This is a genomic window from Streptodolium elevatio, from assembly GCF_040649515.1.
In the GTDB taxonomy this organism is placed as follows: domain Bacteria; phylum Actinomycetota; class Actinomycetes; order Streptomycetales; family Streptomycetaceae; genus Yinghuangia; species Yinghuangia elevatio.
The window spans coordinates 1-18,898 of record NZ_JBEZFP010000075.1; the positions used below are offsets into that span (position 1 = coordinate 1).

The 18,898-nt window shown below is 71.1% G+C and carries 14 protein-coding genes; 2 read left to right on the top strand and 12 right to left on the bottom strand.

Features of this window, described 5'->3' with window-relative positions; translation table 11 throughout:
- Nucleotides 1-51 precede the first annotated feature (51 nt).
- From AB0C36_RS25840 to AB0C36_RS25895, 12 genes are all read right to left on the bottom strand, one after another.
- On the bottom strand, nucleotides 52-684 hold the full coding sequence (locus AB0C36_RS25840; RefSeq protein ID WP_358358024.1) for a hypothetical protein: 633 nt from the start codon (nucleotides 682-684) through the stop codon (nucleotides 52-54).
- A gap of 114 nt (nucleotides 685-798) precedes the next feature.
- Nucleotides 799-1,341, bottom strand: a complete 543-nt coding sequence (locus AB0C36_RS25845) for a hypothetical protein (RefSeq protein ID WP_358358025.1) — start codon at nucleotides 1,339-1,341, stop codon at nucleotides 799-801.
- 260 nt (nucleotides 1,342-1,601) lie between these two features.
- Entirely contained in the window at nucleotides 1,602-3,071 is a 1,470-nt protein-coding gene (locus AB0C36_RS25850) for a serine hydrolase domain-containing protein (RefSeq protein ID WP_358358028.1), read from the bottom strand.
- 372 nt (nucleotides 3,072-3,443) lie between these two features.
- Nucleotides 3,444-5,087 (bottom strand): GMC oxidoreductase, encoded by a 1,644-nt coding sequence (locus AB0C36_RS25855; protein WP_358358030.1) that lies wholly within the window; start codon nucleotides 5,085-5,087, stop codon nucleotides 3,444-3,446.
- A 608-nt stretch (nucleotides 5,088-5,695) separates the two neighbouring features.
- Entirely contained in the window at nucleotides 5,696-6,175 is a 480-nt protein-coding gene (locus AB0C36_RS25860) for a carboxymuconolactone decarboxylase family protein (protein ID WP_358358032.1), read from the bottom strand.
- Between the two features lie 288 nt (nucleotides 6,176-6,463).
- Nucleotides 6,464-7,492, bottom strand: coding sequence for an alpha/beta fold hydrolase (locus AB0C36_RS25865; RefSeq protein WP_358358034.1), 1,029 nt, complete (start codon nucleotides 7,490-7,492; stop codon nucleotides 6,464-6,466).
- Between the two features lie 293 nt (nucleotides 7,493-7,785).
- Nucleotides 7,786-10,038: an MMPL family transporter gene (locus tag AB0C36_RS25870; RefSeq protein ID WP_358358036.1), complete on the bottom strand. Its 2,253-nt coding sequence runs from the start codon at nucleotides 10,036-10,038 to the stop codon at nucleotides 7,786-7,788.
- A 488-nt stretch (nucleotides 10,039-10,526) separates the two neighbouring features.
- Entirely contained in the window at nucleotides 10,527-11,648 is a 1,122-nt protein-coding gene (locus AB0C36_RS25875) for an LLM class flavin-dependent oxidoreductase (protein WP_358358038.1), read from the bottom strand.
- A 61-nt stretch (nucleotides 11,649-11,709) separates the two neighbouring features.
- Nucleotides 11,710-12,576, bottom strand: coding sequence for an amidohydrolase family protein (locus tag AB0C36_RS25880; protein WP_358358039.1), 867 nt, complete (start codon nucleotides 12,574-12,576; stop codon nucleotides 11,710-11,712).
- 35 nt (nucleotides 12,577-12,611) lie between these two features.
- Nucleotides 12,612-13,790: an amidohydrolase family protein gene (locus tag AB0C36_RS25885; RefSeq protein ID WP_358358042.1), complete on the bottom strand. Its 1,179-nt coding sequence runs from the start codon at nucleotides 13,788-13,790 to the stop codon at nucleotides 12,612-12,614.
- Between the two features lie 199 nt (nucleotides 13,791-13,989).
- Nucleotides 13,990-14,610 carry a TetR family transcriptional regulator gene (locus tag AB0C36_RS25890; RefSeq protein WP_358358044.1) on the bottom strand — a complete coding sequence of 207 codons (621 nt, stop codon included), beginning with the start codon at nucleotides 14,608-14,610 and terminating at the stop codon, nucleotides 13,990-13,992.
- Nucleotides 14,611-14,819: 209 nt separating this feature from the next.
- Complete coding sequence (locus AB0C36_RS25895; RefSeq protein WP_358358046.1) at nucleotides 14,820-15,566, bottom strand: enoyl-CoA hydratase-related protein; 747 nt, start codon at nucleotides 15,564-15,566, stop codon at nucleotides 14,820-14,822.
- 126 nt (nucleotides 15,567-15,692) lie between these two features.
- Here AB0C36_RS25895 and AB0C36_RS25900 point away from each other — a divergent pair, with 126 nt between their 5' ends.
- Both AB0C36_RS25900 and AB0C36_RS25905 read left to right on the top strand, forming a co-directional pair.
- Entirely contained in the window at nucleotides 15,693-16,433 is a 741-nt protein-coding gene (locus AB0C36_RS25900) for an NIPSNAP family protein (RefSeq protein WP_358358049.1), read from the top strand.
- 32 nt (nucleotides 16,434-16,465) lie between these two features.
- Nucleotides 16,466-18,880 carry a CaiB/BaiF CoA transferase family protein gene (locus AB0C36_RS25905; protein WP_358358052.1) on the top strand — a complete coding sequence of 805 codons (2,415 nt, stop codon included), beginning with the start codon at nucleotides 16,466-16,468 and terminating at the stop codon, nucleotides 18,878-18,880.
- The last annotated feature ends 18 nt before the right edge of the window (nucleotides 18,881-18,898 follow it).

Consider the following 18,898-nt stretch of genomic DNA (forward strand, 5'->3'; position numbering starts at 1 on the left):
GGGGGCGGCCTCGGCATGCGTCGGGCGGCGGGGGCGCCGCCGGACGAGGGGTCAGGCGCTGAGCAGGCGGTTGAAGAAGGAGCGGTAGCGCTGGAGCGCGATCCGCAGGTCCTCCGTGACGACGTCGTCGCCCTGCGCCCACTGGCGTTCCAGGCCGTCCTTGCGCGACGCGAAAGACGCGGCGAGCGTACGCATGACCTCGGCGACCAGGGTGTCGGCCTCGCGCACCGCATCCTTGGGGTGGTCGACGAAGTCCGACTGGATCTCCTGCCACTTCACCCGGAAGTCCTTCGCGTCACCCGGTTCGAGGAGCGCGTGGTCCTCCTGGGCCAGCCGCTCGGCGGACGACTCGTCGGGGAGGCCGCGCGGCGGCTCGTGCGTCGTTCCCGCGCCCTCGGCCGTCGTTCCCGAGCGCTCGGCCGTCGTGCCCGCGCCCTCGGCCGCGCCGCTCTCCCGCTCGGTCCGGGCATCGGCGTGCTTCTCCGGGTGCGGCAGGGACGGCGGTCGGGCCGGTCGCGCCGGCGAGGACGCCTGTGCTGCCGTGGTCGGGGAGTCGGTCTTCCCGGCGTCGGCGAGGTCCCGGGTGCCGGGCTGGGAGCCGGTCTCCGGTCGGGCGCGCTCGTCGGCCCGGGGGTCCCGGTCTCCGTGCCCGGGGTCGCGGTGTTCGCTGCCTTCGTGTCGCATCTCGGCTCTTTCGTCGTGGTGGAAGGGAGTTGGGGATCCGAAGCTGACTCGCGGTGGCGCGACCGGTGTCGGTACCGGGGCACGCCGGGCGGCCGTCGGCGGGCGACGTGCCGGTCAGGCCCGTTCGCTGCGCGTCAGCAGGTCCTCGAAGACGGCCCGGTAGTGGACCATCGCGCCGCGCAGGTCCTCGGTCGTGGCCTCCTTGGCGGCGGCCCGGTTGCTGATCTCGTGCGCCTCGCGGTAGTGCTCCAGCGTGTGCCCGTGTTCCACCGAGAGATGGCGTACCTGCTCCTCGTAGCCCTCGGTGGGGTAGCCGCGGTCGCGCATCAGGCGGGTCACCAGGTTGTCCGCGTCGTTCACCGCGCTGCTCGGGGTGTCCACGAAGTTCTCCTGGACGGCGACCCATTCCTTGGCGTAGCGCTCGCGCTCCCGCGGCGGCAGCGGCTTGAGGTCCAACTCGTTGTGGCGCCTTTCGCGCTCCCGCAGTTCGCGTTCCACCGCGCGCCGGTTCTCACCGGACTCCACCATCCGGTCGTACTCGGGCCCGAAGCGCTCCCGCAGGTGGCGCCTGCGATTGAGCATCCACATCGCGGCACCCAGTACGGCGAGCACGCCGATGACGATGATGATGATGGCTATCACTGCACCTGTGGACATCACACTCTCCAACGTGGGGGGACTCCGTGAGGCGCGCTGCCCGGGAAACGCCTTCCAAAACGGGATGGGCCATGAACCGGGCCGTACCCGCGCGGCGCCGCCGCACGGTGGCCGCGCCGGGCGAACTGCCGTACCCCCAACTGCGAGGACCCCCGCCCCGGTGGGCACCGAGGCGGGGGTCCTGAAGCAGTCGGAGGAGCGGTACGGGGAGTGGGCCCGGCCGCCGAGCCCCGGGCGGAGCGGGCGTGTCGGGCGGTCGGTCAGGCTGCCGGGCAGTACTCCGCCGCCAGGATGCCGTACATGTCGTACAACTCGTGCTGCGGCCAGTCGGCGTTCAGGTTGAAGGCGATGGAGTGGCTCGCGTCCGGGGTCGTGTAGACGTACGACATCGAGCCCGGGATCGCCCCGTTGTGGCCGTACAACGTGACCTTCTGGCCGTTGGAGCAGGTGAGTTCGCGCTGCGTGAGGCCGAGGCTGTAGTTCGCGACGCCTTGGTTCCAGGGCTCGTACGCGTACCAGTTCGTGGGCGCGTTCGCGTTGGAGGTGACGTTGAACTTGGCGGGGTTGGGGATGCACTCGGGCCACGCGAGGCCGGTGTTGCAGGTGATGCCGGGCGGCAGCGCCGGGGCCGGGGTCCCCATCGTGTTGGGGTTCACCTTGGTGATCATCTGCTGCAACTGCGCGGGCGGCAGCAACTGTCCGCCGATCAGCGCCTTGATGAACGTGATCAGGTCGGCGGTCGTCGAGATGACGTTGCCGCCGCCGTAGCCGTACGACGCGTTCTGGTCGCTCGCGGGCAGCGTGTTGAACGACGTGCCGTTGCGCGGGAACAGCAGGTTCGACACGAACGCGTCGTGCGGCCCCGGCAGGACGGTGTCGGTCGGCGCCGGGACCCACGTCTTGGTCAGCCCGAGCGGCGTCACCACCCGTTCCGTCAGGGCCTGGTGCCACGGCTTGCCGGTGACGGACTCGATGACGAGGGCGAGCAGCGCGTAGTTGGTGTTCGAGTACGCCATCGTCGTCCCGGGCGCCGCCTGCGGCCCGTGGCTCGCCCCCTCGGCCACCAACTCGGCCGGGGTGAAGGCCATGTTCGGGAACTGCGCGGCGACCTTGGCCTGGAACGACAGGTCGGCCATGTTGTTGAAGATGCCGCTGGAGTGTTGCAGCAACTGCTCGACGGTGATGGGCGCGACGCCCGGCCCCGGCGGGTTGAAGCACTTCCACGTCGTCAGGTTGCAGCCGCGCACGGTGTTGTCCTTGAGGACCGGGCCGAGCAGGCCGAACACGTCGTCGGTGAGGCTGAGGCGCCCCTCGCCGACGAGTTGCAGGATGACCGTGGCGGTGAAGATCTTGGTGACGCTGCCCGCCCGGAACACCCCGTCGGCCTGGCGCGTCGCGGCGCTGCCGGGGTTGTCCGCGGTGCCGGTCCATTGGACGCCGCCGATGTCGGTACGGGCCACGACCCCGGGGATCGCGTCCATGCCGTGCGGGCCGGGTGGCGTGTTGCCGTCGTTGACGTTGCCGCTCACCAACTGCATGGCGGCGAGCAGGGCGGCGTGGTCGGCGGCCGCGGGGCCGGCGGCGGGACCGCCGCCGGAGGCCCCGGCGGGCGCCACCGCGAGGCTGCCGAGCGTCGCGAGGGAGGCGGCGGCGACCACGAGGGCGACACCGGCTTTTCCGCGTGGGGTGTGTGCGCGTCGAGTACTTCGGAACCAGCGTGCCAGTGGCATGGAAACCCCTTGGGAAGTACACCTGTTCCTGGGCGGGACGGAACCCGTCGGGTGCGTGCGCCGCCTCGTTGCAGGGACCGACGGCCGTCGTGGTCGGGTCGCACCGTCCCACCGGCCGCACCTCCCGGTATTGGAGTTTTCCGACGCCTTATCAGGTCGACACGTGTCACCTGACCAGCGGTTATTGTCCAACTGATGGATCGGGTCCAGGGCTTTGCCGGAAGCGCCGGACGCGCCGCGGCGGGGGCGCGTGGTGCGCCCCCGCCGTCAGCCGATCCCGCGTACCTGCGCCTGGCCAACCAGGCCCGGACGACCAGGGCCCGACGGTCGGGCCCGGACGGACATGCCCGGCCGGTCAGGGCCGGCGGCGGCCTACAGGTCGTTCGCGATGATGTTCTCGATGTTGCGCTCGGCCAGCGCGGTGATCGTCACGAACGGGTTCACGGTGACGTTGCCGGGGATGAGCGAGCCGTCCATCACGTACAGGCCCGGGTAGCCGTGCAGGCGCCCGTAGTTGTCGGTGGCCTTGTTGAGCACCGCACCGCCCAGCGGGTGGTACGTGAGGTGGTCGCCCCAGATCTTGTACGTCCCGAACAGGTCGGTCCGGTAGATCGTGCCCTCCTTCTGGTTGATCTTGTCGAAGATGGTCTTCGCCATGTTGATGGAGGTCTGCTTCCACGCCGTCTGCCAGCTCAGGTCCACCTTGCCGGTCGCGGCGTTCCAGCTGAACTCCGCGCGGTGCGGGGTGTTGGTGATCGACAGGTAGAACGACGCGTACGTCTCGATGCCGGTCGGCAGCGGCGCCACCTCGGCGAACGCCCCGCCCGCCGCCCAGTTGTCGATGCCCGCGGTCGGCATCGACGACTGGAGCTTGCCGGTGGCGTCCCACATGTGGTTCGCCCGGCCGCACATGACGTTGCCGTTGTCGCCCCAGCCCTTGCCGACCTCGTTGTTGAGGTTGGGCAGCGCGCCGGTCGCCTTGAGCTTCACGAGGAGCTTGGAGGTGCCGACGCTGCCCGCCGCGAAGAACACCCGGTCCGCGGTGACCGACTTGGTGGCCACCGTGTCGCCGGTGGTGTTGATCTCGTCGATGAGCACCGTGTAGCCGCCGCCCGCCGCGGGGGCGACCGAAGTCACCTTGTGCAGCGTGGTGATGGTGACGCGGCCGGTCGACTTGATCTGCGCGATGTAGGTCTTCTGGAGCGACTTCTTGCCGGCGTTGTTGCCGTAGATGACCTCGCCCGCGAGGGCGGACTTCGGTACGGTTCCGGCCTCTTCGGCCTTCATGTAGTCCCAGTCGTACACGTTGGGGACGAACACGAACGGGAAGCCGGAGCGCTGCGCGTGCTTGCGGCCGACGCGGGCGTACTGGTAGCACGGCGCGTTCTCCCACCAGCGCTGGTCGACGCTGGTGACGCCCAGGCCGGCGTTGGCGCGCGGGTAGTACGTGGAGTACATCTCGTCGGCGTTGACCGACGGCAGGATCCCGGCGAAGTTCTCGCGCTTGGGCGTGACCGCCATGCCGCCGTTCACCAGCGAGCCGCCGCCGACCCCGCGGCCCTGGTACACCATGATCCCGGCGAACTCCTCGGCGTCCAGGATGCCGGTGTACTTCGGGATGTTCTTGTCGATCGGGAAGCCGAGGAAGTTGCTCAGCGGCTGCTTGGTGCGGGTCCGCAGCCAGAACGAACGGTGGTCCGGCGTCGTCGTGTTGGCGAAGATCTTGCCGTCCGAGCCCGGGGTGTCCCAGGCCATGCCCATCTCGATCATGTGGACGTCGACGCCGGCCTGCGCGAGGCGCAGCGCCGTGACGGAGCCGCCGTAGCCGGTGCCGACCACCAGGACGGGGACCCGGGCGCCGTTGGCGATCGGACCGGCCGCGGGGGCGGCGTACGCGCGGGGGGCCGCGACGTGGCCCGCGATCGCGGCGGCCCCGACGGCCGCGCCGGCTCCGACCACGAAGCGGCGGCGCGAGACTCCGGAGGCGCCGGAGTCGGGGAGGACGGTTTCACGCATGAGGTTTCCTCACTTCGGACGGGAGTGAACACCTGCTGCTGGTGCGTGTGCGCTGTGCGGGTACCGGAACGTAGCGTTCCGGATCGTGCGCCCGACGGTCCCGGAACGGGCATGCGGGCATGGCCGTGGCACGAGGGGCTTGCCACGGAGACGAGAGCGTTCGCCGCGGGGACCGGCGGAAGGTCGGCCGGGCGAGTGGAGCAGGTTGCGGTGCCGGGCAGAGCGGGTGCGGGCCCGCGCGGAATGCGCGGTGCGGGCCTGGGGCGATCGGCGCCTGGACCGGGCCGAGACGCCTGCGCTTGGTGCCGGACTTGCCGGACTGCCGGTGAATTGGGCCGGGGGGCGGCCGGGGGGCTGGAGGTACGACGGAGCGGTGCGGGCGATTCCGGGCCCGGTGGTCGTTACCGGGGTCGGAATCGGTGTTCGGTCTCAGCGCCGGAAATCAGGGTCTGAGCGGCGGTGCTGAACAGCGGTGCTGTGACGGCATTGCCGAGCGGCGGTACTGAACGGCGGTACTGAGGAGCGTTGCCGGGCGGCGGTACTGAACGGCGGTTCTGAACGGCGGTACTGGGCGGCACGCCGGAGGGCAGGGGCCGGGCAGTTGCGGATCAGTGGTTCGTGAGGACGCAGACGCTGTCGAGGCCGAGGACGTGGTTCAGCCGGCCGAAGGCCAGCCACGAGCCGATGGCCATGCTCAGCTCGACGATCTCGTGCTGGGTGTAGTGGGCCTTCATGCGCACCCAGAACTCGTCGTCGATGTTGTGGTGGTCGACGGCGTACCTCTCGGCGTACTCGGCGGCAAGGCGGGTGCGGTCGTCGAACGCCTCGGTGGTGCGCCACTCGGTGACCGCGTCGGCGAACTCCTCCTCGACCTTGACGCCGTCGCGCTCGGTGCGCCAGTCCAGGCAGAAGATGCACCCGTTGATCTGCGCGATGCGGAGCCGGGCCGCCTCGAACTCGCGGAGCCCGAGCTTGCTGTGGTCGTACACGGACATCGAGTACGTCGCGGCCGCCGTGCCGATCTCCGGGACCATCTCGGCCCAGACGTACGGGATGGCGTCCTCGCCCTCGGGAATGTCGATGATCACGGCTGCGTCTTCCTTCCGAGCGTGCCCGGACCCCCGGCCCGTGCGGGAATCATGCGGCGGAAGATAGCAACCGGAGTGCGGCATTCCCAGAGCCCCGGCACCACGGATTTTCGCCCCGCGAAGCCCCTCTCGGCACACCTTGCCAACTGAGCGTTTTTCCGAGGTCCCGGAGCCCTTGCGGTCCCTGGGAAACTAGTCACCGCGGGGTCGTATGTCTCACCAACGCGCGGCAGGAATGCCGCAGTTGGAATTTTCCGGAGGTCGCCGCACGACGGGTCGGAAGGGCCGCTAGCCCGCCCGGGCGAGGTGTTCGCGAACCGCCGCGAGCCATGCGTCCGGCGCCTCGGTCTGCGGGCTGTGCCCGGCCCCGGGGACCACCTCGACCCGGGCCCCGGCGATGCGGGACGCGAACTGCGCGGCGCCGGAACGGAGTCCGATGTCGAGCGCACCGTTGACCACGGTGACCGGACAGGTGATCGCGTCGAGGCCGTCGAGCACCGGGGCGTACTTCCGGACGGCCTTGCTGAACGCGACGAACGCGACCGGGTCCATGCCGACGAGCGCCCGGCCCTGCCGCTCCAGGCGGGCGCGCCGCTCGGCGGGGATGTCTTCGGGCACCTTGAACCGACGCCGGACGAACCCCTCCAGCGGCGCCATGCCCCGTCGGCGCACGAGCAGGTTCAGGAACCCGAACAGCAGGCGTACGTGCGGCGCCGCCGACGGCCGCGGGGAGGTGCTCACCAGGACGAGCGAACGCACCCGTTCGGGGTGGGCGAGCGCGTGGCGCAGGGCGGTGAGCCCGCCCATCGAGTGTCCGATCAGGTGGACCGGTCCGGGGGTGACGCGCTCCGCGAACGCCGCCAGGTCGGCGGCCAGCAGATCGAACGTGTAGGCGTCGCGCGTACCGAACTTCGCGCTGCCGCCGTGCCCGCGGTGGTCGTACGCGACGACCCGCCGGTCCGCCGCGAGCGCCGGCGCGACGTCGTCCCAATCGGCCGCGCTGCCCGCCCATCCGTGCAGCAACAGCACCGGGGCGGGGTCGTCGGCCGGTGCGACGGCCGGGAGTTCGCAGTGGTGCAGCCCCACTGGGTCTGCTGTGATGCCGGTCAACTCCGGTCCGAGCAAAGGGAGTTCCACGGTGCGCGCAGAGGCCGCCCAGGCGGCCGCGCTGCCGGAGCAGGTCCGCGGATCGGCGTCGACGTCGGCGCCGGGGCCGGGAACGGGTGCAGGAGCGGGTGCAGGGCCCGGGGCATCGGCGGGGGCGGGGTCGGCGGCGGGGTCCGGTCCCGGCTGGGGGCCGCGCTCTGTCGTGGTCACGTGCGGCATCCCTCCACCTCGGCCGGACGCGGAACGTAACACGCATGTCCACCTGCGGGAATGCGCGCGCCGCCGGATTCCGGACCGGGCATGGGTCCATGTCGGGACGGCATGGGTCGCCGGTGCCGCCGGGCCGCGTACGCCGCAAAAACCGGGCGCACGCGGAACCGCCCCGGCCCGGTGCGCGTGGCACCCGGCCGGGGCGGTCTTCTCGTCGGAACAAGCGATGGGAGCAGGCAGGGAGATCAGGAGGTTCGGCGGCGGGCCCTGCCCGGCCCGCCGCCGGGGGCGGTTCAGGTGCCGACCGGCTCCCGCTCGCGTTCCTGCAGCGGGTCAGGCTCCTGTGCCGCCGTCTGCGCGTCGATGTGCTTGCGCAGGCTGTCGCCCTCGACATCGACGTTCGGAAGGATGCGGTCCAGCCACTTCGGCAGCCACCAGGCCGACTTGCCCAGCAGCGCGAGCACGGCCGGGACCAGCGCCATGCGGACCACGAACGCGTCCAGGAAGACCGCCGCCGCGAGGCCGAAGCCGATCATCTTGATCATCGAGTCGCTCGCCCCGATGAAGCCCGCGAACACCGCGATCATGATGATCGCCGCGGCCGTCACCACCCGGGCGCCGTGCTTGAACCCGCTGACCACGGACTCCTTGGGCGACTGGCCGTGCACGAACGCCTCGCGCATCCCGGTGACCAGGAAGACCTCGTAGTCCATCGCGAGCCCGAACACCACGCCGACCAGGAAGATCGGCATCATGCTCATGATCGGGCCGGTCTGCTCCACCCCGAACAGCCCGTTCAGCCAGCCGTACTGGAACACCATGACGACCGCACCGAGCGCGGCGGTGACCGACAGGAGGAAGCCGAGCGCCGCCTTGAGCGGCACCAGGATCGACCGGAACACCGCGATCAGCAGCAGGAACGCGAGCCCGACGACCAGGAGCAGGTACGGCATCAGCGCGTCGTTCAGCTTCTGCGAGAAGTCGATGTTCAGCGCCGGGGTGCCACCGACCAGCGTCTTGGCGCCGGTCTGCGCCTCGGCCTGCTTCACCACGTCGCGGATGTCGTGCACCAGCGTCTCGGTCTTGGTGTCGCTGGGCTTCGTGGTCGGCGTGACCTGGATGGTGGCCAGGGTGCCGGCGTCGTTGAGGTTGGCGGCGCCGACCGACGCGACACCCTGGCCCTTGCCCTCGCCCTTGAGCGTCTCGACCTGCTGGCGCACCGCGTCCGCGGCGGCAACCGGGTCGGCGGTGTTCGCGGTGTCGACCACCAGCAGCAGCGGGCCGTTGAAGCCGGGGCCGAAGCTGTCGGCGAGCATGTCGTACGCCTGGCGCTGCGTGGTGCTCGTCGGCTTCGCACTGTCGTCCGGCAGACCGAGGTTCATGCTCGCGGCCGGCAGCGCGATGGCACCGAGGCCCACGATCGAGCCCACCAGCACGGCGACCGGGTGCCGCAGCACGAACCGCGCCCAGCGCGAGCCCATGTTCGGCTTGCCCTCGGCCTGCACCTGCGGCTCCCGGGCCCTGCGCTTGCGCTCCTTGCGACCGAAGATGCGCTTGCCGGCGAAGCCCAGCAGCGCGGGCACGAAGGTCAGCGCCACGAGGACCGCGATGACCACGGTGAACGCCGCGGCGAGGCCCATCTCGGTGAGCACCGGGATGTTGACGACGGCCAGGCCGGCCAGCGCGATCACGACCGTGAGGCCCGCGAAGACCACCGCGGATCCGGCCGTACCGACCGCGCGTCCGGCGGCTTCCTCCGGTTCTCGGCCGAGCCGCAGCTCGCTGCGGAAGCGGGACACGATGAACAGCGCGTAGTCGATGCCGACCGCCAGGCCGATCATCATCGCCAGCGTGGACGTGCTCTCCGACAGGTCGAAGATGCCGGCCACCGCGGTGATCCCGGCGATGCCGATGCCGACCCCGAGGATGGCGGTGAGCAGCGGGAGCCCGGCGGCGATCATCGCGCCGAAGGTGATGGCGAGCACGACCGCCGCGACCGCGATGCCGATGATCTCGCCGTTGCCGACGCTGGTCTCCGCCTCCAGGGCGTCACCGCCGACCTCGACCTTCAGCCCGGCCGCCTGGCCCTGCTTGACCGCGTCCTCGAGGACGTCCCGCGTGGAGTCCTTCAGCATGTCGGCGCCGACCAGGTAGTCCACGGTCGCGTACGCCGTCGTGCCGTCCCCGCTCACCGTCGCGGCCGAGAAGGGGTCGGAGATGTCGGCTATCTCGGGGGTGCCCTGCAACGCGCCGATCGTCTTGTCCACGCCCGCCTTGTTCTGCGGGGCGTCGATCCGGGTGCCGTCGGGGGCCTGGAACACGACGCGCGCGGTCGCGCCGCTGCCGCCCGTGTCGGGGCTGCGCTCCTCCAGCAGGTCGATCGCCTTCTGCGCCTCGATCCCGGGGATCGAGAACGGCTTGGTGGCGGGCTTCGACGCCGTCGCGGCACCGACCCCGACGGCGACGAGGATCGCCATCCAGATCAGCAGCGCGAGGCGCCTTCGACGGAACGTCAGCCGTCCGAGTCGGTACAGGAGAGTTGCCATGGGAATGGACTCCGGGTCGGTCGAGAGCGAGACGGGGCGTGCGGGACCGGCCCGGACGGCACCTGGCTGCGGTCGGGCGGAACGCGAGGGGCAAAAACGGCATGCCGAGGCTGTGGCAGCGGTCACGCCGGAAGTCAGGTGTGCGACGGCCCAAGTGGCGGGGAGCACTCACCGCGTTGCGCGGGAGTCGCGGTCCCCACCGCGGCCGGTCGCCGGACGTTCGGTCAGTGGCAGGAGCGAGCAGTGGTGGATCGAGGGCGGATCGTGGTTCGGATGGTTCTGATAGCGAAAAGTATTCCGGACCGAACCCCGCCGCAGCTCCTTCGGTGGGTCCGAAGTGCAGTACTACGTGGGGCGTACGAATTCAAGATCCTGCTACCCCCGCACCTCCGCGGATCCTCGCCTGGGTGTACGCCACGACGAAACGCCGCCCGTGCCGCTGGGGGCGGCAGGGGCGGCGTTCGGGGGTGAGGGTGGGGCGGGGTGGCTCAGGGGGCGGTGCGGCGGTGGGTCGTGGTGCGGTGCTCGGCGACGGTGTCGAGCTTGGGGACGATGTGCTCGCCGAAGAGGCGGATGGTCTCCAGGGTGCCTTCCCGGGTGTCCGGCCCCAGGCCGAGGACGAGTTGGTCGATGCCCGCGGACTCGTAGGCCTTGACCGCCTTGAGGGCGCTGTCGGGGTCGCCGACGATCATCGCGCCGGCGTCGGCGGCGAACTCCACCATTTCGGCATTGATGTCCGGAATGACCTCGGGCCAGCGCGGCAGGCCCTCCGGGTGGGGGAAGGTGTCGTGGTAGCGGTAGACGTTGCTGACGAGGTACGTGGTGCGGGCGTCGACCGCGCGCTGGACGGCGCGCTTGCGGTCCTCATCGACGAAGCCGGTGGACACGCACAGGACGTTGTCGTTGACGAAGGCGCCGACGGGCTCGGCGTTGCGGATCGCGCGCTTGTAGCCGGCGGTGAGCTTCTCGGCCTGCTCCACGTCGCCGATCGAGAAGCCGAGGACGCCGAGGCCCATGCGGGCGGCCATCTCGTAGGACGGCGGGGAGCCGGCGGCGTACCACATGGCCGGGTGGGCCTTGCCGTACGGCTTGGGGAGGATGCGGCGGGGCGGGAGCGACCAGTACTTGCCCTGGTAGCCCTGGTACTCGTCCTGGAGCCACATCTTGGGGAATTCGCGTATGACGTCTTCCCAGATGTCCTTGGTCTGGTTCATGTCCTCGATACCGGGGAGGAAGCCGAGGATCTCGTGGCTTCCGGCGCCGCGGCCGGTGCCGAACTCGAACCGGCCGCCGCTGAGGTGGTCGAGCATGGCGACCCGTTCGGCGACCTTGGCGGGGTGGTTGACCTGGGGGAGCGGGTTGAAGATGCCGGAGCCGATGTGGATGCGCTCGGTGGCGTGGGCGAGGTAGCCGCACATCACGTCGTTCGCGGACAGGTGGGAGTACTCGTCGAGGAAGTGGTGCTCGCTCAGCCACACGTACTTGAAGCCGGCCTTGTCGGCGGCGATCGCGTACGCCATGTCGTTCATCAGTGCCTCGTGCTCCGCGTTCGGGTTGCCCTCGCGCCGGAACGCCGGGTTGTAGCCCTGGAGGAAGACGCCGAACTCCATTGGTACTCCTGGTTGTTGATGTGGTCGGTGCGGATTCTTGCGGTGGTCCGGCGAGCGCGGTCTACAGCGGGTCGAGCTTGAGGAGGCGGCGTGCGTTGCCGGCGAGGAACTGCGGCCACACGTCGTCCTTGAAGCCGACGCCCGGGAGTTCGCCGAAGATGCGGTCGAGGGTGAGGCCCATGGGGAAGTAGCCGGCGTACAGGATCTTGTGCGCGCCGCGGGTGTTGGCGTAGTCGACGATCGCCTGCGGGTAGTAGCGCGGCGCGAACGCGGACGTGGAGTAGTACAGGTTGGGCCACTTCAGCATGAGCTTGACGGCGAGGTCGACCCAGGGCTCGCAGCCGTGCCGGGTGACCATGACCAGATCCGGGAAGTCGTACATGACCTCGTCGATGAGCTCGACGTGCTGCGCCGCGAACTTGAGGCGGGGGCCGGGGACGCCGGCGCAGATGAAGACCGGGATGTCGAGCTCCACGCACTTGGCGTAGAAGGGGTACATCTTCTTGTCGTTGATCGGCACCTGCGGGAACGTCCCCGACGGGAAGCAGCCGACCGCGCGTACCCCGAACTCCTGATGCTCGCGTACCAGTTGCCGGATGCCGTCCATACCGGTGTTGGGGTCGACGTTGGACGCCGCCACGAACCGGTCCGGGTGGCGCCGCAGGGCTTCGCGCGAGGTCTCGTCGCCGACGCCGATGAGGCCGTGGCTGATCCCGAAGCGGTCCATCTCCTGGACGGTGAACTCCACCGGGTTGTCGGTGGGCAGGTCCTTGGGGACCCCCTTGAACATGTACTCGGCGGGGAAGTCGAAGGACTCGCGCGACTCGCGGTCCTTGGTCTGGCGCCGGATGAACGCGTACTGGTCCCAACCTTCGTGCGGGAAGCCGATCATCGTGTCGACGACCGGGACATCCGTGGGGAACACCATCGTGCCGACTCTCCTCGGAGCGGGGCGGAAGCGGTTCAGGGCAGGCGCCGGACCAGGGACTCGGCGTTCGTGCGCATCACACGGACCTGTTCGTCGGCGCCGAAGCCGGCCGCGTCGAGGTCCTTCGCGAAGTCCAGCGGCCGCGCGATGCCCTCGGTGTGCGGCCAGTCCGAGCCCAGCATGATGCGCTCGACACCGATCACCTCGCGCAGCGCGGTCAGGTCGTTCTCGTGGAACGGGGAGACCCAGAGCCTCTGGCGCAGCGTCTCGCGCGGGTCCTCGGCCCAGGCGTGCGGCAGTTGCGAGTAGGACTTCTTCAGGCGCTGGAAGAGCGGCGGGATCCAGTCCGCGCCGGTCTCGATCGCCGCGATCCGCAGCCGCGGATGCCGGGCGAGCACGCCGTACGACAGCAGCGCCGCGATGGTGTCCGCGATCGGCTCGGGGCTGATCAGGCCGCGCATCGGGGTCGCGCGGAACGCCTCCATCTCGTGCGACTCGCCCCACCACGAGACGAGTTGCGCGTACGCGCTGTTGCCGCCGTGGTAGACGACGGTGACGCCGGCCTCGGCGGCGAGTGCCCAGAACGGTTCGAGCGCGGGGTCGCCGGGCGAGGTCCAGCCGCGGTCGGTGCGGATCGGCCCGTACTGCATGACGATCACGCGGGCGTCCCTGCCGAGCGCCCACTCCAGTTCGCGCACCGCGTTCTCGGGGTCGGCGAGGGTGAAGTACGGCGCCGCGAAGATCCGCTCCTGGTAGGCGAATCCCCAGTCTTCGTCCAGCCAGCGGTTGAACGCGCGGAAGGCGGCGCACAGCGCCGGGATGTCGTGGATCAGCGCCTGCTCCATGCCGACACCCAGGGTCGGGAAGAACATCGCGCCGTCCAGGCCGAGTTCGTCCATCGCGCGCAGGCGGGCGTCGCGGTCCCGGTACTCCGGGCGGGTGGGCTCCAGTTCGCCGAACTGCTCGATGAGCGATCCGGTGGCCGTGCCGCGGAACCAGTTCTCCAGCACGCCGGGCTGTGCCAGCCGTGAGAACGTCGGGTCGGGGATGAACTTGTTCACCTTGCCGCCGACGAGCAGCCGGGTCTTGCCGTCCACTTGCGCCCACTGCATGCAGCGCTTGCGGAACTCGGGCTCCAGGTGCCGGGTGAAGGCGTCGAGGGCCTCGTAGTAGTGGTTGTCCGCGTCGAATGCTCGGAAGTTCTCGGGCAGCATGTGGGCCCCTCATCTCCGTGTGCGCCGTCGGTCCGGTACGGCGTCGGCAGCCACGTCGCGTCGCTGCCGGGCCTGTGCCGGGCGGTGCCGTGTGCGGCCGGGCGTACGCGGACGCGCCGAACGCCCGGCGGCTCACGACGCGATGAAACTAGAACACGATTCCTGTTTGGGTCAACGGTCGGAGGCTGGCGATCGGGGGTCAGATGCCGGCGAAGACGCGACGGGTCACGCGTTCGAGGTCGGAGAGGATGTCCGTCCACGTCTTGCGGTCGGTCACCCAGGCCACCAGCCCGGTCAGCACGACCGCCTGGACCGCCACCTGGATGGTCCCGGCGTGCTCCGCCGGGACGTCGTGCATCAGCGCGGCCATCGCCTCGTCGGACGAGACGTGCATGCGCGCGATCATCTCGCTCGCGTACGGATCGGCCGACGCGACCATGGCCACCGTGAGGCGGGCGAAATGCGGATGCCGCTGGAACGCCCGCAGTTCGCGGCGGGCGTAGCGGAGTACGCGCTCCTCGGCGCCGGAATCCGCGGGGCGGTTCGCCCGGCTCGACCCCATCTCGGTCAGGACCTGCCGGGTCAGGCGCTCCTGCCAGTCGGCGACGGCCGCCGCGAGGAGGTGCTCCTTGGAGGAGAAGTACCGGTAGATGGTGCCGAGCGAGATGCCGGAGCGCGCCGCGACGTCCCGCATCTGGAGCACGTCGGGGCCCGACTCGGCGACAAGTTCGATCACCGCGTCGGTGATGCGTCCCCGACGCGCGAGCTGGGCCCGGGTCATGCCCTCCAGGGCGCGCGGGGGGAGTTCGCTGGTCGGCACGCAGCGCAGTCTAGCGGCGCCCGCGCGGGTCGGCGGGGCGGTGGGCGGCGCGGGGCAGTCGGCGTGAATTGAAAACCCGGTTCTTGCTGGAGATGTTTGGATCGGCGGCAGTGGCCGGCAGCGGGGGCTGGGGCAGGCGGCTGCGGGCCGTGCTGGAACGTGATGGGCGGTGACGGGCCGCGATGGGCGGTGAGGGATGGCGACGGCGGTCAGTCGCGTGCGCCCAGCCGGGCACGGAGCGCCTTGACGTGCTCGGTGAAGCCCTCGCGTGACAGCGACCAGAGTTGCGCGGAGCGCTCCAGGTCGTGCGCCTGCGCCGGGCCGGACACGGTGTCGTTCGCGGCGAGGGTGGCCTTGGTGCGGCGTACGAGGTCCGGATCGCGTCGCGCGGCGCGGCGGGCGAGGGCGGAGGCCTCGCGCATCAGGACGTCCGGGTCGACACAGGCGAACGCGAGGTTGTGGGCGACGGCCTGCTCGCCGGTCAGCGTGGCGCCGAACAGGACCATGGCCGCCGCGGTCTGGCGTCCCACGCGCTGTTCCAGCCGCCACATGTGCGCACCGCCCGGGTGGATTCCCACGTCGAGCCAGCGTGGGTCGAAGACCGCGCGCGGCGTGGCGAGGATGACATCGCAGGCGAGCGGGAGGTTCACGCCGGCGCCGAGGCAGGCGCCGTCGACGGCCGCCAGGGTGGGGACAGGGGCGGCGGCCAGCGCGGACGGCCCCGCGTAGGCGGCGTCGAGGTCGAGGGCCGGACCCTTCTCCAGTTCGTCGAGACTGCCTCCGGCGCAGAAGACCGGTGGTGCGGCGGTCAGTACGAGTGCGCGGGCGCCGCGGTCTAGGAGATCGCCGACACCGTCGGCGAGTGCCCTGCTGAGGGCGGGCGACAGGGCGTTGCGGTGGGCCGCGTCGTCGAGGGTGATGATCCCGAAGCCGTCATCCATGCGCGCTCGTATCATGTATACAATCGTAGGGCAGAATCGCCGGCGCGTATTGAATACAATATCAACTCGTGCTGGAGTGGCCCGGTATGCGGCGCCGGACTCGGCCGGGCGCCGGGGGACCGCGGGGAGCGACGACGCACGATGGCCAACGACAAGCTCTACATCCACGAGTTCATCGACATCATCGGCCACAACCGCGCCAACTACATGCACCACATGACCGCCAACTGGAGCCCGATCGCCCAGGAGGAGCGCCAGCAACTCTGTTACGGCGTATGGGGCGTGGTCGGCACGACGCGCGAGTGGCCGTCCGTCGTCAACCTCTGGGAGGAAGACGGCTTCGACGGCATGGCCGCGTCCTTCCGCCACGAGTTCGCCGGCGCCGGACTCCAGGACCCGGCGCTGGCCAAGTGGTGGGCCGAGGCCGCGAAGTTCCGTTCCCACGGCGAGGACCGCCTGCTCGTCCCGGCACCGTGGACCCGGACGATCGAGGAACTGTGCGCGGACGGCGTGCGCGGCGAGACGTACGCCCATGAGCAACTGCGCACCACCCCGGGGAAGGCGCGCGAACTCCTCGAGCGCGTCGCCGAGGGCGGCGAACCGCTGCTGTCCGAGCACGGCTGGGAGCTCGCGGGCGCATGGGAGACCGCGATGACCGGCGACTCGGAGGCGTTCCTGCTCTGGGCGATCCCCAGCTGGGAGCAGTGGGCCGAGGCCGAGAAGGCGGAGCGCGCGGACACGAAACTCGGGCGTTGGCGCCGGGACTTCTACTCGCGCCTCACCTCGGTCCACCGCTTCCTGATGGCCGACGCCGAGTTGTCGCCCTTCCGCACCGGCCGCCAGCCCACGCGCGCGGACCGCAAGACGGAGTGGACGGAGTGATGGGGGAGGGGAACGGCGGCGCAGGAGGGGACGTGGGAGCGGGCGCGGTCGAGGCGACACTGCCGTTGGCCGGTGTACGCGTCGTCGAGTTCGCCGGGGGAATCGCCGCCGCATACTGCGGCAAACTGCTGAGCGACGCCGGTGCCGACGTGGTCCAGGTCGAGACCGACGCGACGGCGATGGTCCGGGAGCGCACTCCGCTGTGGCACTACCTCGACGAGGGCAAGCGCTCCGTCGCGGCCGTCGACGACCCGGAGTTGATCGCGCGGCTCCTTGGCTGGGCGGACGTCGCGGTCGGCGCGGTGCGCCCCGACGGCACCCTGCCGGGCGGCACGGACCTCACCAAGATCCGTGCACAGCATCCGCGTTGCGTGGTGGTGTCGATCAGTCCGTTCGGAACGACCGGACCGTGGGCGGGGCTGCCCGGCAACGACTTCACGCTCCAGGCGTGGGGCGGCTCCTCGGGGCGGCGGGGCGATGCCGAGAGCGGCCCGCTCGCGGTCGGCGGCGACACGACCGACTGGGCCTCGGGGGTCGTGGCCGCGGTCGGCGCGCTCGGCGTGCTGCTGGCCGCCGCCGACTCGGGACGCGGCGACCACGTGGACGTGTCGATGCTGGAGGTCGCGACCCTGGTCTTCAACAGCTTCATGGCGGTCGCCGACCAGCTGGCCCCGGAGCCGGTTCCGCCCGGTCCGCCGCGCCTGTACACCGAACTCCCGTCGGTGATCCGGACCTCGGACGGCTGGGTCGGCTTCGCCACCAACTCGGCCCCGCAGTTCCGAGCGTTCGCGGAGATGATCGGCCGGCCGGAGTGGGCGGACCACCCCGAGTACTCCCGAGCCGACCGGCGCGGCCTGCACGCCGCCGAACTCGGGCCCGAGATCGACGCATGGGCGCGGACCCGGACGACCGCGGAGATCGCCGCGGAGGCCATGCGCCGCAAGATCCCCGTCGCGCCGGTCGGCAACGGGCGCGACACCCCGGAGTTCGACCACATGAAAGCCAGGGGGAGCTTCGTACGGCACCCCGGGTTGGGGTTCCTGCGGCCCGTGGTGCCCTACCGCATCGCGGGCCTGCCGCCGCGGCCGCCCCGCGAGGCACCCGAACGCGGGTCGAACACCGAGGAGTTCCGGGCGGAGCTCGGCTCCGACGAGTCGACCGCGGGCAGAGGTGACACGGGCGGGAGCGACCTGGGAGGGCGCGACCCGGGCGGGTCGGCCGCGCCGCTTCCGCTCGACGGACTGCGGGTCTTCGACTTCACGTCGTACTGGGCCGGGCCGTGCGTGACCCAGATCCTGGCCTGGCTCGGCGCCGACGTCGTCAAACTGGAGTCCACGCAGCGCCCGGACGGCACGCGCCTGAGTTCCGCGTACGCCACCTCCGGCGACCGCCCCTGGGAGCGCGCCCCGCTCTTCCACAGCGTCAACACCGGCAAGCGCGGCATCACCCTCGACCTGACCAGGCCGGCCGGCGTCTCCCTCGCCCGCCGACTGCTCGAACGATGCGACATCTTCATCGAGAACTACTCGCCACGGGTGGTCGAGCGCTTCGGACTCCTCCCGGACCCCGGTGAACGCCCCGACCTGATCGTGGCGCGCATGCCCGCGTGGGGGCTCAGCGGACCGTGGCGCGACCAGCCGGGCTTCGCCCAGAACATGGAGCAGGCGGCCGGCCTCGCCTACATCACCGGTCACCCGGACGGCCGCCCGATGGTCCCGCGCGGAGTCTGCGATCCTCTCGGCGGCCTGCACGCCGCGTTCGCGGTGCTCGCCGCGATCCGGCTGCGCCGCGCGACCGGGGTCGGGCTGCGCATCGAAGCACCTTTGGTGGACGCGGCGTTGAGCGTCACGGCGGAACAGGTCGTGGACTGGAGCGCTCGCGGGGTGCTCGCCGAACGCCGCGGCAACCGCTCGGCGTCCGCCGCACCGCAGGGTGCGTACCGCTGCGGGGGCGACGGAGGCTACCTCGCGCTCTCCGTCGAGGACGACGAACAGTGGCGCCAACTGGTGGGCCTGCTGGGGCACCCGGAGTGGGCGGCGCCGGAAGAACTCGCGTACGCGCGTGCCCGGCACCAGGCGCACGACCGCCTCGACGGGTGGCTGGGCACCGTGCTGGCGGACCGGGACCGGGCCGGAACCGTGGACGCGCTGCTGCGGGCCGGCGTACCCGCGGCCGAGGTCGTCCCGGCCGAACGCGCCCACGACAACCCGCAGTTGGTGGCACGCGAGTTCTTCCAGCCGGTCGACCACGACGTGGCCGGCCGGCTGGCGCTCCCGTTGTTCCCGGCCCGCTGGGCGAACGGGGACGCCCCGCGCCACCGGAGTCCGGCGCCGAAGCTGGGGGAGCACAACGGCGACGTGTTCGGCGGCCTGCTGGGCCTGACAGCGGCCGAACTGGCGGAACTCGAGGAGGCGGGGGTCATCGGAACACGGCCCGTCGGCGGGTGACGGGTGTCAGGGCTGGCC